The 15,577-nt window shown below is 43.2% G+C and carries 11 protein-coding genes and 1 pseudogene; 11 read left to right on the forward strand and 1 reads right to left on the reverse strand.

Annotated elements, in window-relative coordinates:
- The first annotated feature begins 134 nt into the window (after positions 1-134).
- The 11 genes and pseudogenes from NSQ09_RS15015 (at position 135) to mutL (ending at position 14,489) form a co-directional block, all read left to right on the forward strand.
- A complete protein-coding gene (locus NSQ09_RS15015; protein WP_305090438.1) occupies positions 135-1,310 on the forward strand; it encodes a serine hydrolase domain-containing protein in 1,176 nt (391 codons plus the stop codon).
- 275 nt (positions 1,311-1,585) lie between these two features.
- On the forward strand, positions 1,586-3,148 hold the full coding sequence (rny, locus tag NSQ09_RS15020) for a ribonuclease Y (protein ID WP_003221010.1): 1,563 nt from the start codon (positions 1,586-1,588) through the stop codon (positions 3,146-3,148).
- Positions 3,149-3,216: 68 nt separating this feature from the next.
- On the forward strand, positions 3,217-4,011 hold the full coding sequence (gene ymdB / locus NSQ09_RS15025) for a 2',3'-cyclic-nucleotide 2'-phosphodiesterase (RefSeq protein WP_003245138.1): 795 nt from the start codon (positions 3,217-3,219) through the stop codon (positions 4,009-4,011).
- Between the two features lie 199 nt (positions 4,012-4,210).
- Entirely contained in the window at positions 4,211-4,471 is a 261-nt protein-coding gene (gene spoVS, locus NSQ09_RS15030; protein WP_003154135.1) for a stage V sporulation protein SpoVS, read from the forward strand.
- 281 nt (positions 4,472-4,752) lie between these two features.
- On the forward strand, positions 4,753-5,781 hold the full coding sequence (tdh, locus tag NSQ09_RS15035) for an L-threonine 3-dehydrogenase (RefSeq protein ID WP_114523671.1): 1,029 nt from the start codon (positions 4,753-4,755) through the stop codon (positions 5,779-5,781).
- Positions 5,782-5,793: 12 nt separating this feature from the next.
- Positions 5,794-6,972, forward strand: a pseudogene (locus NSQ09_RS15040) (glycine C-acetyltransferase).
- 147 nt (positions 6,973-7,119) lie between these two features.
- Positions 7,120-8,649, forward strand: a complete 1,530-nt coding sequence (miaB, locus tag NSQ09_RS15045; RefSeq protein ID WP_014664026.1) for a tRNA (N6-isopentenyl adenosine(37)-C2)-methylthiotransferase MiaB — start codon at positions 7,120-7,122, stop codon at positions 8,647-8,649.
- Between the two features lies 1 nt (position 8,650).
- A complete protein-coding gene (gene ricA, locus NSQ09_RS15050) occupies positions 8,651-9,082 on the forward strand; it encodes a regulatory iron-sulfur-containing complex subunit RicA (protein ID WP_003231834.1) in 432 nt (143 codons plus the stop codon).
- A 253-nt stretch (positions 9,083-9,335) separates the two neighbouring features.
- A complete protein-coding gene (gene cotE / locus NSQ09_RS15055; RefSeq protein ID WP_003231833.1) occupies positions 9,336-9,881 on the forward strand; it encodes an outer spore coat protein CotE in 546 nt (181 codons plus the stop codon).
- 132 nt (positions 9,882-10,013) lie between these two features.
- A complete protein-coding gene (mutS, locus tag NSQ09_RS15060) occupies positions 10,014-12,590 on the forward strand; it encodes a DNA mismatch repair protein MutS (protein WP_129137650.1) in 2,577 nt (858 codons plus the stop codon).
- A gap of 15 nt (positions 12,591-12,605) precedes the next feature.
- Positions 12,606-14,489 carry a DNA mismatch repair endonuclease MutL gene (gene mutL / locus NSQ09_RS15065; protein ID WP_122894521.1) on the forward strand — a complete coding sequence of 628 codons (1,884 nt, stop codon included), beginning with the start codon at positions 12,606-12,608 and terminating at the stop codon, positions 14,487-14,489.
- Positions 14,490-14,888: 399 nt separating this feature from the next.
- Here the strand turns inward: mutL and NSQ09_RS15070 are convergent, their stop codons facing one another.
- The gene (locus NSQ09_RS15070; RefSeq protein WP_129137651.1) at positions 14,889-15,344 is read right to left on the reverse strand and encodes a regulatory YrvL family protein; all 456 of its coding nucleotides are present in this window, start codon (positions 15,342-15,344) and stop codon (positions 14,889-14,891) included.
- Positions 15,345-15,577: the final 233 nt, after the last annotated feature.

The following is a 15,577-nucleotide window of genomic DNA, read 5'->3' on the forward strand; positions in this document are numbered from 1 at the left end:
GAGTGAAAAACTCAGCTTTTTTGTATTTTGCAAAAAAATGATAAAAATATTGCTTTTTTTGACAACTTTTTTAGGGCTTTATTCGTCTAACAAAACGTGTGCAAAATGGAATTTATTTTGGGAGGAAAAAATGAATGACAAGCCCAACCCGCAGAAGAACTGCGAAACGCAGACGGAGAAAACTAAATAAAAGAGGAAAACTGTTGTTTGGTCTTTTAGCAGTGATGGTTTGCATTACGATTTGGAATGCTCTTCATCGAAATAGTGAAGAAAACGAACCATCTCAAGAAACTGCAGCGGTTTCAAATACCGATCAGAAAAAAGAGGTCAAAAAGAAAACTGCCGAAAAATCAGAGGAACAAATCAAAACAGTGGATCGAAACCAAAAAATCAGCAATTATTTAAAAGAGATCGGTTTCAGCGGAACAGCCATGATTGTCAGAAATGGAGAAATCGTAACAAATAAAGGTTTTGGCTATGCTGACCGTAAACACTACATTCAAAATAATCCATTGACATCTTTTTATGTCGGTTCATCACAAAAAGCGCTGATTGCAACTGCTATTTTGCAGCTTGAGGAAAAGGGGAAACTTCAGACAAGTGATCCGGTAAGTACGTATTTACCTCATTTTCCTAACGGACAAACGATTACTTTGAAGAATCTGCTTACACATACATCGGGGATAAACGGACATATTGAAGGAAACGGCGCCATTACTCCGGACGATTTAATAAAAGATATAGAACTTCAGGGAATCAAACGTCAGCCGGGCGTATGGGACTACAAGGATTCCAACTATTCTGTTCTTGCTTATATTATTGCTGAAGTAAGCGGTGAGCCCTATGAACAGTACATAAAGAATCATATTTTTAAACCTGCGGGAATGACGCATGCAGGCTTTTACAAAACATATGAAAAAGAACCTTATCCTGCCGTCGGGTATAAGATGGAGGGCAGCAAAACAGTTACACCGTATATACCTGATTTATCCCAGCTGTATGGAGCGGGTGATATTTATATGAGCGCTATAGATATGTACAAATTTGACCAAGCGCTGATAGACGGAAAACTGTATTCGCAAAAAAGCTATGAAAAGATGTTTACGCCAGGGAGCAGCTCCACATACGGCATGGGATTTTATGTTGCTCCCGGAAGCTATTCAAACCATGGTGTTATGCCGGGCTTCAATATCTTGAACAGCTTTAGCAAATCTGGGCAAACCATTGTTATTTTGTTCTCAAACATTCAAAATAATGCTAAATTGGGCCAAGTGAACAATAAAATATACCAGCTTCTAAATCAAGAATGATTGGCAATCTTCTTTTGGATGAATTGCATTCGGCATGTGAAAAGACGACTGGCCTGCAAACGTTAAGATGGCAAGCTTGACAAGTATTTCCGACACATTTACAATGAAGTTGTAACATTTGTTTTTTTAACATGATTGTTAAACCATTTAAACTTGACAAGGGCGATGAACACACTCATTCCCTGTGAAGGTTCTGTATGTTGAGAAAACTAGACAATGTACATGCCGACACTTTTTAAGCAACAACCAAGTTCATAGCAAGAGGAGGTGAAAGTATGACCCCAATTATGATGGTTCTCATCTCCATTTTGCTGATTCTACTCGGTTTAGTTGTTGGCTACTTTGTTCGTAAAACCATTGCCGAAGCGAAAATTGCGGGCGCACGCGGTGCAGCCGAGCAAATTCTTGAAGATGCGAAGCGTGATGCTGAAGCACTGAAAAAAGAAGCTCTGCTTGAAGCAAAGGATGAAATCCACAAACTTCGAATAGATGCTGAACAGGAAGTTCGTGAAAGACGAAATGAGCTTCAAAAACAAGAAAACCGTTTACTCCAAAAGGAGGAAAACCTTGATCGCAAACATGAGGGAATTGATAAACGGGAAGCGATGTTGGAGAAGAAAGATCATTCTCTGAATGAACGACAACAACATATTGAAGAGATGGAAAGCAAAGTGGATGAGATGATTCGTATGCAGCAGTCTGAGTTGGAACGAATTTCGAGTCTGACTCGTGATGAAGCGAAACAAATCATTCTTGAGCGGGTTGAAAACGAGCTTTCACATGACATCGCCATCATGACAAAAGAAACTGAAAACCGTGCGAAAGAAGAGGCGGATAAGAAAGCGAAAAACATTCTTTCACTCGCCTTACAGCGCTGCGCAGCGGACCACGTTGCCGAAACAACGGTATCAGTTGTCAATCTTCCAAATGATGAGATGAAAGGACGTATCATCGGACGGGAAGGGCGTAACATTCGTACGCTTGAAACTCTGACAGGAATTGACCTGATTATTGATGATACGCCTGAAGCTGTCATTCTTTCCGGATTTGATCCGATCAGACGTGAGACAGCCAGAATTGCTCTTGATAAACTCGTTCAGGATGGCCGTATTCATCCGGCACGGATTGAAGAAATGGTTGAAAAATCTCGCCGCGAGGTCGATGACTATATTCGTGAGATGGGTGAGCAAACGACATTTGAGGTTGGTGTTCACGGCCTCCACCCAGATCTCATCAAGATCCTCGGCCGCTTAAAGTTCCGTACAAGCTACGGTCAAAATGTGCTTAAGCATTCCATGGAAGTCGCATTCTTGGCCGGTCTAATGGCATCGGAGCTTGGTGAAGACGCAAAGCTTGCTAAACGTGCGGGTCTTCTTCACGACATCGGGAAAGCAATTGACCATGAAGTAGAAGGAAGCCACGTTGAAATCGGGGTAGAGCTTGCGACCAAATATAAAGAGCACCCAGTCGTGATTAACAGTATTGCATCACACCACGGGGATGAGGAGCCGACTTCCATTATCGCTGTGCTGGTAGCTGCAGCAGATGCGCTTTCCGCTGCAAGACCTGGCGCAAGAAGTGAGACGCTCGAGAATTATATTCGAAGACTTGAAAAACTCGAAGAAATTTCTGAGTCCTACGAAGGTGTTGAAAAATCATTTGCCATTCAGGCTGGACGCGAAGTGCGTATTATGGTGAAGCCGGATTCAATTAATGATCTTGAGGCTCATCGACTGGCGCGAGATATCCGCAAGCGAATTGAGGACGAGCTCGATTATCCAGGTCATATTAAGGTGACAGTAATCAGAGAGACTCGAGCCGTAGAGTATGCAAAATAAAGTGATGCGCTAAGCATCACTTTATTTTTTTGACGGCAAGGAATTTTCAAGAAGAAAGGATTTACAAAATGAGAATTTTATTTATCGGAGATGTTGTCGGTTCACCGGGCCGTGACATGGTCAAAGAATATGTACCAAAGCTAAAAACAAAATATAAGCCTCACTTTACCATTATTAATGGTGAAAACGCCGCACATGGAAAAGGCCTGACGGAAAAAATTTATCACAGCTTAATCCAGTCCGGCGCAGATGCAATCACAATGGGGAACCACACATGGGACAAAAAAGAAATATTTGATTTTATAGATGACGTTCCGAACTTGGTTCGCCCGGCAAACTTTCCTGAAGGAACACCGGGGAAAGGGATCACATATGTGAAAGCAAACGGCAAAGAACTAGCAGTTATTAATTTGCAGGGACGTACGTTTTTGCCGCCGCTTGATGACCCGTTTTTAAAAGCGGATGAATTGATCGCAGAAGCTGCGAAAAGAACACCGTACATTTTTATCGACTTTCATGCCGAAGCGACAAGTGAAAAGCTCGCACTTGGCTGGTACACGGATGGACGGGCATCGGCTGTAGTAGGAACTCATACACACGTGCAAACAGCGGATAACCGCATTTTGCCGAAGGGAACGGCATATATTACTGATGTGGGAATGACTGGCCCGTATGACGGTATACTGGGGATGGACAGAGAGACGATTATTAAGCGATTCAAAACGAACCTTCCAGTCCGGTTTACTGTCGCTGAAGGAAAAACAACGCTCAGCGGAGTTGTCATTGACATTGACGATCAAACGAAAAAAGCCGTGAAAATTGAGCGTATTTTAATCAACGATGATCACATGTTCTTTGAATAGTTGAACATATGGTTATTTTATAAAAATATTAAAAAGAAAAGCAGGAATATAGCAACTCCTTAGTGAATATAGTAAAAATGGAAGGTAGCCCGCTATTTTTGAAAAGCATTGTGGGGATGGCTTTTTGGATAGCAACATCTAATAATGATTGTTCTAATGAACACTCACTTATCCATTGTAAAACTAAGGGGGAGCAGAAATGGAAATCTTAAAAGTTTCAGCAAAATCGAGTCCAAATTCAGTGGCAGGTGCGCTTGCAGGCGTGTTGAGAGAGCGAGGAGCCGCCGAGATTCAAGCGATCGGAGCGGGTGCATTAAACCAGGCTGTAAAAGCTGTGGCGATTGCCAGGGGATTTGTGGCGCCAAGCGGCGTTGATTTGATTTGTATTCCGGCTTTTACAGATATTCAAATCGATGGGGAAGAAAGAACAGCGATTAAATTAATCGTGGAGCCTCGCTAAAAACAAATAAAGCATTCTCAACCTGTTTGCGTAATGCAAACAGGTTGTTTTTCATTTATTGTGATATTTTCTCCCGATAGTATTTTTAGCACATAAATGAGCGAATATACAAAATCAGAAATGAGCTAAAACGTTTCAAAAAAAAATTTCCGCCCATTTTTCAAGACAGATACTTTTGTCCCTCTGGAAAAGACAGTACTGTTTACGCTTATTCCATATCATGGTACAATCCGAATATAACAAGAATTTTTCAAGGAGGATTGTACATGCAGAGTGGATAGATGAAAGCTCTAATGAAAAAGGACGGGGCGTTCGGTGCTGTGCTGACTGAAGTTCCCATTCCTGAGATTGATAAACATGAAGTCCTCATAAAAGTGAAAGCCGCTTCCATATGCGGCACGGATGTCCACATTTATAATTGGGATCAATGGGCACGTCAGAGAATCAAAACACCCTATGTTTTCGGCCATGAGTTCAGCGGCATCGTAGAGGACGTGGGAGAGAATGTCAGCAGTGTAAAAGTGGGAGAGTATGTGTCTGCGGAAACACACATTGTCTGTGGTGAATGTGTCCCTTGCCTAACAGGAAAATCTCATGTGTGTACCAATACTGCTATAATCGGAGTGGACACGGCAGGCTGTTTTGCGGAGTATGTAAAAGTTCCAGCTGATAACATTTGGAGAAATCCCGCTGATATGGACCCGTCGATTGCTTCCATTCAAGAGCCTTTAGGAAATGCAGTTCATACCGTACTCGAGAGCCAGCCTGCAGGAGGAACGACTGCAGTCATTGGATGCGGACCGATTGGTCTTATGGCTGTTGCGGTTGCAAAAGCAGCAGGAGCTTCTCAGGTGATAGCGATTGATAAGAATGAATACAGGCTGAGGCTTGCAAAACAAATGGGAGCGACTTGTACTGTTTCTATTGAAAAAGAAGACCCGCTCAAAATTGTAAGCGCTTTAACTAGTGGGGAAGGAGCAGATCTTGTTTGTGAGATGTCGGGCCATCCCTCAGCGATTGCCCAAGGTCTTGCGATGGCTGCGAATGGCGGAAGATTTCATATTCTCAGCTTGCCGGAACATCCGGTGACAATTGATTTGACGAATAAAGTGGTATTTAAAGGGCTTACCATCCAAGGAATCACAGGAAGAAAAATGTTTTCAACATGGCGCCAGGTGTCTCAGTTGATCAGTTCAAACGTGATCGATCTTGCACCTGTTATTACCCATCAGTTTCCGTTAGAGGAGTTTGAAAAAGGTTTCGAACTGATGAGAAGCGGGCAGTGCGGAAAAGTAATTTTAATTCCATAAAGGGGGATAAACATGACGAAGGAATTTGAGTTTTTAAAAGCAGAGCTTGATAGTATGAAAGAAAACCATACATGGCAAGACATAAAACAGCTTGAATCTATGCAGGGCCCATCTGTCACAGTGAATCACTAAAAAGTCATTCAGCTATCTTCTAATAATTACCTCGGATTCACTTCACATCCTAGACTCATCAACGCCGCACAGGAGGCCGTTCAGCAGTATGGAGCCGGCACCGGATCAGTGAGAACGATTGCGGGTACATTTACAATGCATCAAGAGCTTGAGAAAAAGCTGGCAGCCTTTAAAAAAACGGAGGCGGCACTTGTATTCCAATCAGGCTTCACAACAAACCAAGGCGTACTTTCAAGTATTCTATCAAAAGAGGACATTGTCATCTCAGATGAATTGAACCATGCCTCTATTATTGACGGAATTCGACTGACAAAGGCGGATAAAAAGGTGTATCAGCACGTCAATATGAGTGATTTAGAGCGGGTGCTGAGAAAGTCAATGAATTATCGGATGCGTCTGATTGTGACAGACGGCGTATTTTCCATGGATGGCAACATAGCTCCTCTGCCTGATATTGTAGAGCTCGCTGAGAAATATGACGCATTTGTGATGGTGGATGACGCCCATGCATCCGGCGTACTTGGCGAAAACGGCAGGGGAACGGTGAATCACTTCGGTCTTGACGGCAGAGTGCATATTCAGGTCGGAACATTAAGCAAGGCAATCGGAGTGCTCGGCGGCTACGCTGCAGGTTCAAAGGTGCTGATCGATTATTTGCGCCATAAAGGCCGTCCATTTTTATTCAGCACATCTCATCCGCCGGCAGTCACTGCAGCTTGTATGGAAGCGATTGATGTCTTGCTTGAAGAGCCGGAGCATATGGAGCGCTTGTGGGAGAATACTGCCTATTTTAAAGCAATGCTTGTGAAAATGGGTTTGACTCTCACAGAGAGTCAAACGCCGATTCTTCCTATTTTAATAGGTGATGAAGGTGTGGCAAAGCAATTTTCAGATCAGCTCCTTTCTCACGGTGTTTTTGCCCAAAGTATCGTTTTCCCGACTGTAGCAAAGGGAAAAGCCAGAATTCGAACAATTATAACAGCAGAGCACACCAAAGATGAACTGGATCAGGCGCTTGATGTCATCGAAAAGACGGCAAAGGAGCTCCAGCTATTGTAACAAGAGGAAGAGTTTACTCTTCCTCTTTTGATTCCTTATTGATTATTATTCTCAATGAGTGTACAATGATAGGTTGCCAGTTGTGCAGAGCTTCGATAACCTTTATACTGAAGGGTGGAAGTTTGGTTTGAAAGGAGAAAATATGACATGAATGAAAAACAAAAATTAGAGAGCGGACAAGTTAATCCATCGGACAAAAAATCCGAGAAGGATTACAGCAAGTACTTTGAAGCTGTTTACATTCCGCCTTCTTTAAAAGACGCGAAAAAACGAGGCAAGGAAGCCGTTACTTATCATAATGACTTTAAAATTTCTGAACAATTTAAAGGATTGGGAGACGGAAGAAAGTTCTATATCCGTACGTACGGCTGCCAAATGAATGAACACGATACAGAGGTTATGGCAGGGATCTTTATGGCGCTCGGTTACGAAGCGACAAACTCTGTTGACGATGCCAATGTCATTTTGTTAAATACATGTGCAATCCGTGAAAATGCTGAAAACAAGGTGTTTGGTGAGCTCGGGCACTTAAAAGCACTGAAAAAAAACAATCCCGATCTGATTTTAGGCGTGTGCGGCTGTATGTCCCAAGAGGAATCAGTCGTGAACCGTATTTTGAAAAAACATCCGTTTGTCGATATGATTTTCGGAACGCATAACATTCATCGCCTGCCGGAGCTTTTGTCAGAAGCATACCTTTCAAAAGAAATGGTTGTAGAAGTTTGGTCTAAGGAAGGGGACGTTATTGAAAACCTTCCGAAAGTCCGAAATGGAAAAATTAAGGGCTGGGTCAATATCATGTACGGCTGTGACAAATTCTGTACGTATTGCATTGTGCCTTACACACGCGGAAAAGAAAGAAGCCGCCGCCCTGAGGATATCATTCAGGAAGTGAGAAGGCTTGCAAGTGAAGGCTATAAGGAAATTACACTGTTAGGCCAAAATGTAAACGCGTATGGAAAAGACTTTGAAGATATGACTTACGGACTTGGTGATTTGATGGATGAACTGAGAAAAATCGATATCCCGAGAATCCGTTTTACAACGAGTCATCCGCGCGACTTTGACGACCGCCTCATTGAAGTGCTGGCAAAAGGCGGAAATCTGCTTGATCACATTCATCTTCCGGTTCAATCAGGAAGCTCAGAAGTTCTCAAGCTGATGGCCCGCAAATATGACAGAGAGCGTTACATGGAGCTGGTGCGAAAAATTAAAGAAGCAATGCCAAACGCTTCATTGACAACGGACATTATCGTCGGATTTCCAAATGAAACGGACGAACAGTTTGAAGAAACGCTTTCTCTATACCGTGAAGTGGAGTTTGACAGCGCCTATACGTTCATTTACTCTCCGCGTGAGGGCACTCCGGCTGCTAAGATGAAAGATAATGTACCGATGCGTGTGAAAAAAGAACGCCTGCAGCGTCTGAACGCGCTGGTGAATGAAATTTCTGCTAAAAAAATGAAGGAATACGAAGGCAAGGTTGTCGAAGTATTAGTTGAAGGTGAAAGCAAAAATAACCCTGATATTCTTGCCGGCTATACTGAAAAAAGCAAGCTCGTCAATTTCAAAGGGCCGAAGGAAGCCATCGGCAAAATCGTCCGCGTGAAAATCCAGCAAGCGAAAACATGGTCGCTTGACGGAGAAATGGTAGGAGAAGCAATCGAGGTGAAATGAGATGACGCTCTACTCAAAAAAAGACATTGTGCAGCAGGCACGAAACCTTGCAAAAATGATCTCTGAAACAGAAGAGGTTGATTTTTTCAAACGGGCTGAAGCGCAAATCAATGAGAATGACAAAGTGTCCACAATCGTTAATCAGATTAAAGCCCTGCAAAAGCAGGCTGTCAATCTGAAGCATTATGAAAAGCATGAAGCGCTCAAACAAGTAGAAGCAAAAATTGACGCGCTGCAAGAAGAGCTTGAAGAGATTCCTGTTATCCAGGAATTCAGAGACTCGCAAATGGAAGTAAATGACCTACTGCAGCTCGTTGCACACACCATTTCCAACCAAGTCACAAATGAAATCATCACATCAACCGGAGGCGACCTGCTGAAAGGGGAAACCGGTTCAAAGGTGAAGCATTCAAATAACAGCTGTTCTCTCTAAACACGGTGCCTTTACAGGCCCGTGTTTTTTTATGTGCGGGTTATGAACTAAATAATCTATGTACCAAATGTTCAATTGGTTTTTCTGTGCGCAGCCGCGTGTAAACTTTATCGCACTTATAAGTAAAGTTTCTAGGCACACCTGCATACAATGGAACAGAAACTTTGTATTTTTATATTTTATTTATAAAAATGCACACTAGACAAATGCCCAGCATAAGATAACACGAAGAAGAACAAGGAGGCATGCCGGAATGTCTGAATACAGGGAAATTATTACGAAGGCAGTAGTAGCGAAAGGCCGAAAATTCACCCAATGCACCAACACCATCTCGCCTGAGAAAAAACCGAGCAGCATTTTGGGTGGTTGGATTATTAACCACAAGTATGACGCTGAAAAAATTGGAAAAACGGTAGAAATTGAAGGGTATTATGATATAAACGTATGGTACTCTTACGCGGACAACACAAAGACAGAGGTTGTCACAGAACGGGTAAAATATGTAGATGTCATTAAACTCAGATACAGAGACAATAATTACTTAGATGATGAGCATGAAGTGATTGCCAAAGTGCTTCAGCAGCCAAACTGCCTTGAAGTGACCATTTCGCCGAATGGAAATAAAATCGTTGTGCAGGCAGAAAGAGAATTTTTGGCGGAAGTGGTAGGGGAAACAAAGGTAGTTGTTGAGGTCAATCCTGACTGGGAAGAGGATGACGAGGAAGATTGGGAAGATGAGCTTGATGAAGAGCTTGAAGACATCAACCCGGAGTTTTTAGTGGGAGATCCTGAAGAATAAAAAAGGGACTAGGGGAGACAGTACCCCCAAGTCTCTTTTTTATATTGATATATCATTCTTTTATCACTTTTTGTTTATGTTATAATGAAGGTTGGAAAATAGAAACGTTGATACATAGTGAGGGATTAAACAATGGCCGGTTATACGCCTATGATACAGCAATATTTAAAAATAAAGGCAGAGCACCAGGATGCCTTTTTATTTTTTCGCCTGGGTGATTTTTATGAAATGTTTTTTGAGGACGCCAAAAAAGCGTCACAAGAGCTGGAAATTACGTTAACGAGCAGAGATGGCGGTGCGGCTGAAAAAATACCGATGTGCGGTGTGCCGTATCATTCTGCTTCCGCGTATATCGAACAGCTTATTAAAAAAGGATACAAAGTGGCGATCTGTGAACAGACGGAAGATCCGAAAGCCGCAAAGGGCGTTGTGAAAAGAGAAGTGGTTCAGCTGATTACGCCCGGAACTGTAATGGACGGCAAAGGCATCCATGAATCGGAAAATAACTTTATCGCATCTGTTTCAGCCTGCTCGAACGGATACGGACTTGCGCTGTCTGATTTAACAACGGGAGAAAATTTGGCTGTTTTGATTGAACGGCTTGAAGACGTCATATCAGAAATTTATTCAGTCGGCGCAAGGGAAATCGTGGTTTCAGGAAGCTTGGATGCCGATACAGTGGCACAGCTGAGAGAGCGGTGCGGTGCAACGATTTCAATTGAAGACGGAGAAACAGACGAACACGTAACGATCATTGAGCACTTAAATAATGAAGATATAACAAAAACATTTCTGCGCTTATATACGTATTTGAAAAGAACCCAAAAGCGCAGCCTTGATCATCTTCAGCCCGTGCAGGTGTATGAGCTTGAGGAAGCGATGAAAATTGACTTGTACTCAAAGCGTAATCTGGAGCTGACCGAAACGATTCGTTCGAAAAATAAAAAAGGCTCCCTTTTGTGGCTGCTGGATGAAACAAAAACGGCAATGGGAGGCCGGCTGCTTAAACAGTGGATTGACCGACCGCTTATCAGAGTCAATCAAATCGAAGAGCGCCAAGAAATGGTGGAAACATTGATGTCCCATTTCTTTGAACGGGAAGATCTGCGTGAACGTTTAAAAGAAGTATATGACTTAGAACGCCTTGCCGGACGCGTTGCATTCGGAAATGTCAATGCCCGGGATTTGATTCAGCTGAAGGAATCGTTAAAGCAAGTTCCTGGCATCAAACAGCTGGTTGCTTCACTGGCTCATGACAAGGCCAAGGAACGTGCAGAGCGCATTGACCCTTGCGGGGATGTACTTGAACTGCTGGAAGAAGCGCTGTACGAAAACCCTCCTTTATCGGTAAAAGAAGGGAACCTGATTAAAGATGGTTATAATCAAAAGCTTGATGAATATCGTGATGCAAGCAGAAACGGAAAAGACTGGATTGCCCGCCTGGAACAGCAGGAGCGGGAATACACAGGCATTCGCTCTTTAAAGGTCGGCTTTAATAAAGTTTTCGGTTATTACATTGAAGTGACAAAAGCAAATTTGCATTTGCTTGAGGAAGGGCGTTATGAGCGGAAGCAGACGTTAACCAATGCAGAGCGCTACATTACACCTGAATTAAAAGAAAAAGAAGCGCTCATTTTAGAGGCGGAAAATAACATCTGTGAGCTGGAGTACGAGCTGTTTACCGAGCTGCGCGAGAAAGTGAAGCAGTATATTCCGCGGCTGCAGCAGCTTGCAAAACAGATGAGCGAGCTGGACGCACTGCAATGCTTTGCGACAATCAGTGAAAATCGCCACTACACGAAACCGGAGTTCTCTAAAGATGAAGTCGAAGTGATTGAAGGCAGACACCCGGTTGTTGAAAAAGTCATGGACAGCCAGGAATATGTCCCGAACAACTGCATGATGGGCGATAACAGACAAATGCTTCTCATTACAGGTCCAAACATGTCAGGGAAAAGCACGTATATGAGACAAATCGCGCTCATTTCCATTATAGCGCAAATCGGCTGCTTTGTACCCGCGAAAAAAGCGGTGCTTCCGATTTTTGATCAAATTTTTACGCGAATCGGCGCTGCAGATGATTTGATTTCCGGACAAAGTACATTTATGGTAGAAATGCTTGAAGCGAAAAATGCGATTGTCAACGCGACGAAAAACAGCCTCATTCTGTTTGATGAAATCGGGCGGGGAACGTCCACTTATGACGGCATGGCGCTGGCACAGGCGATTATTGAATATGTTCACGATCATATCGGCGCCAAGACGCTGTTCAGCACACACTATCACGAGCTGACCGTTCTTGAGGACAAGCTGCCCCAGCTGAAAAACGTTCATGTTCGCGCTGAAGAATATAACGGAACGGTTGTCTTTCTTCATCAAATCAAAGAAGGTGCCGCTGATAAAAGCTATGGTATCCATGTAGCTCAGCTTGCCGAACTGCCGGGAGATCTGATTGCTCGCGCCCAAGATATTTTAAAAGAGCTTGAGCATTCAGGAAACAAACCGGAAGTGCCGGTGCAGAAACCTCAGGTGAAAGAAGAGCCGGCACAGCTGTCCTTTTTTGACGAAGCGGAAAAGCCGGCTGAAACACCAAAGCTTTCAAAAAAAGAAAAGCAAGTGATCGATGCCTTCAAATCACTTAATATACTGGATATGACACCGCTTGAAGCGATGAATGAAATGTACAAGCTGCAAAAGAAATTACATTAAAACGGGGTGATGAATGTGGCAAAAGTCATCCAGCTGTCAGATGAGCTTTCGAATAAAATAGCGGCGGGCGAGGTTGTGGAACGGCCCGCCTCAGTCGTCAAAGAATTGGTGGAAAATGCGATCGACGCTGACAGCACAGTCATTGAAATCGATATTGAGGAAGCAGGCCTTGCATCCATTCGGGTCTTGGATAACGGCGAAGGAATGGAGAATGAAGATTGCAAGCGAGCTTTCCGCCGCCACGCAACGAGTAAAATAAAAGATGAAAATGATTTATTCAGGGTGAGAACGCTCGGTTTCAGGGGAGAAGCCCTGCCGAGTATCGCGTCAGTCTCTCATCTGGAGATTACAACAAGCACTGGTGAAGGAGCTGGGACGAAGCTCGTCCTCCAAGGAGGAAACATCATTTCCGAATCGCGTTCCTCTAGCAGGAAGGGAACCGAAATTGTCGTTTCCAACCTGTTTTTTAACACACCGGCCCGTTTGAAATATATGAAAACCGTTCATACAGAGCTTGGAAACATTACAGATGTGGTTAACCGTATTGCTCTGGCGCATCCAGAGGTATCGATCCGCTTGCGCCATCATGGGAAAAACCTGCTTCAAACGAACGGAAACGGAGATGTGCGCCATGTACTGGCAGCGATTTACGGCACGGCTGTCGCCAAAAAAATGCTTCCGCTGCATGCGAGCTCCTTGGATTTTGAAGTAAAGGGATATATCGCCCTCCCAGAGATTACACGGGCGTCGAGAAACTATATGTCGTCTGTGGTCAATGGACGTTATATTAAAAATTTCCCGCTCGTCAAAGCGGTTCATGAAGGCTATCATACGCTTCTGCCGATCGGACGCCATCCGATTACTTTTATAGAAATTACGATGGACCCGATTTTAGTCGATGTCAACGTGCATCCATCGAAGCTTGAGGTCCGGCTCAGCAAGGAAACAGAGCTTCATGACTTAATTCGTGACGGAATTAAAGATGTATTTAAACAGCAGCAGCTGATTCCGAGTGCCCAGCTCCCGAAAAAATCGGCACCTGTTATCAAAAATGAGCAGCAGTTCATAACCTTTGATGAAAAGCCTCCGGAAAAAAAAGTTCCGGAAAAATCGTCTGCGTCATCTTATTCACCAATGAAGCTCAGCTCAGTCGTGAAAGAGCCGGTTGATGCGGAGGAAGAATTGCCTCCTCTCCAATTTGATGCTCCTCCTATCGTTGATCAGGAACAAACCCTTGAGGTGTCCGATGTTTCAGAAGAACTGCCTGAAACATTTGAGCAGGAATGCCATGAGGAACAGCAGCAGCCAGCGTCTGAGCGGGTTCCAATTATGTACCCGATCGGCCAGATGCACGGGACTTATATATTGGCACAAAACGAAAACGGACTGTATATTATCGACCAGCACGCCGCCCAAGAACGTATTAAATATGAGTACTTTCGTGAAAAGGTGGGGGAGGTTGAGCCTGAGGTGCAGGATATGATTGTACCGCTGACGTTCCACTACTCCACAAATGAGGCTTTGATTATTGAACAGCACAAACAAGAGCTCGAAAGCGTCGGTGTCTTTTTAGAGTCATTCGGCTCTAACAGTTACATCGTCCGCTGCCACCCGGCCTGGTTTCCAAAGGGAGAAGAAGCAGAGCTCATAGAAGAAATCATTCAGCAGGTGCTCGACTCCAAAAATATAGATATTAAAAAACTCCGCGAGGAAGCGGCGATTATGATGAGCTGCAAAGGCTCCATCAAAGCAAATCGCCACCTCAGAAACGACGAAATCAAAGCGCTTCTGGACGACCTCCGAAGCACATCAGACCCATTTACATGCCCACACGGCCGCCCGATCATCATTCACCACTCGACATATGAGATGGAAAAGATGTTCAAACGCGTGATGTAGCGGGGGTGGTAGGCATTGATCCATTCTCTGAATGGATCAATGCTTTTTTTGTACTCCTTCGAGTGTCAGATTATAAGAAACGGTTGTAAACGTGTGAGCAGTGTTAACGCATTATACTTCATGGTTCCTCCGCATAACAAAATTTCCATTTACAGGCAATTGGGATTAATGTATATTTTGGGTGAGGGGGTGGAAACACATGGCATGTGGTCCGAAGATCATTATCTTTTTGGATGAACTTGATGATCCGAATGTAAGAATCATTTTAGAATGCAGAATTTAAATTACAACATTGTGTTTTGCTCCCTGTTCGTGTGAACAGGGAGTTTTTTTCGTTTATATAACTGGTGATGTCAAAATATAGGGTGTTATGAATTTTCCATATCTGCCATCGGCATTTTAAGCTGTTTCTCTATTAGGCTGGTTATCAAAAGCAAGTTCAATGAAAGCCATGAAAGCTGATATCACAACAAGCAAGATATCTGGAATATAAATAGACTCCATAAAGTAATCTGCAAAACAGATCGTTATAAGATTGCTGATAAAATACAGTATAAAAGCAAAAAGTGCAGTCTTTTTCAATGAAAGTGATTTTGCCAAAATGATAGAGATAATCTTTGTGAGTGGGTCTATGATTAAACCTACAGCAAAGCAGGCTAAAATAAATAAAGCTAATGTTTGATTGGAAGCGTATGTGATGCCCAGTATGGAGAATAAGCCTTTCATCCCGAAGAAAAAGCCGCCGAAGATGACTGCAAGCGCCATGGCCGCGATAAAAGTGATAGATACAATTCCGATTAATTTTGATCTGAGGTTAAAATCTTTAGAGTGCTCGTTCTGTTCTTTATGGTTCAAGTATGACACTCCCTTCACCTGCTTACTCATACAAACAGTTACCCTTGAATCAGCCCAAAATATCTATAAGTCTATTTTCTGACGAAAATAGTATAGCATATTTTATCAAAACCAAAAAAGGCCCTTTCCACTAGGGAAGGGCCTTCAGTTTGTCGACAAAAGGGGTTCGGAATGGTCTCATTCCGAACCCCTTTTTAGCTTTTTATGGGATTTTAAGCTATTTAATAAAAAGA

The sequence above is a fragment of the Bacillus sp. FSL W8-1202 genome, from assembly GCF_038006165.1.
Lineage (GTDB): Bacteria > Bacillota > Bacilli > Bacillales > Bacillaceae > Bacillus > Bacillus subtilis.

Bases quoted from the DNA above. Each gene is read 5' to 3' on its own strand.
- NSQ09_RS15015 (WP_305090438.1), top strand. From the start codon at position 135: ATGACAAGCCCAACCCGCAGAAGAACTGCGAAACGCAGACGGAGAAAA.
- rny (WP_003221010.1), top strand. From the start codon at position 1,586: ATGACCCCAATTATGATGGTTCTCATCTCCATTTTGCTGATTCTACTC.
- ymdB (WP_003245138.1), top strand. From the start codon at position 3,217: ATGAGAATTTTATTTATCGGAGATGTTGTCGGTTCACCGGGCCGTGAC.
- spoVS (WP_003154135.1), top strand. From the start codon at position 4,211: ATGGAAATCTTAAAAGTTTCAGCAAAATCGAGTCCAAATTCAGTGGCA.
- tdh (WP_114523671.1), top strand. From the start codon at position 4,753: ATGAAAGCTCTAATGAAAAAGGACGGGGCGTTCGGTGCTGTGCTGACT.
- miaB (WP_014664026.1), top strand. From the start codon at position 7,120: ATGAATGAAAAACAAAAATTAGAGAGCGGACAAGTTAATCCATCGGAC.
- ricA (WP_003231834.1), top strand. From the start codon at position 8,651: ATGACGCTCTACTCAAAAAAAGACATTGTGCAGCAGGCACGAAACCTT.
- cotE (WP_003231833.1), top strand. From the start codon at position 9,336: ATGTCTGAATACAGGGAAATTATTACGAAGGCAGTAGTAGCGAAAGGC.
- mutS (WP_129137650.1), top strand. From the start codon at position 10,014: ATGGCCGGTTATACGCCTATGATACAGCAATATTTAAAAATAAAGGCA.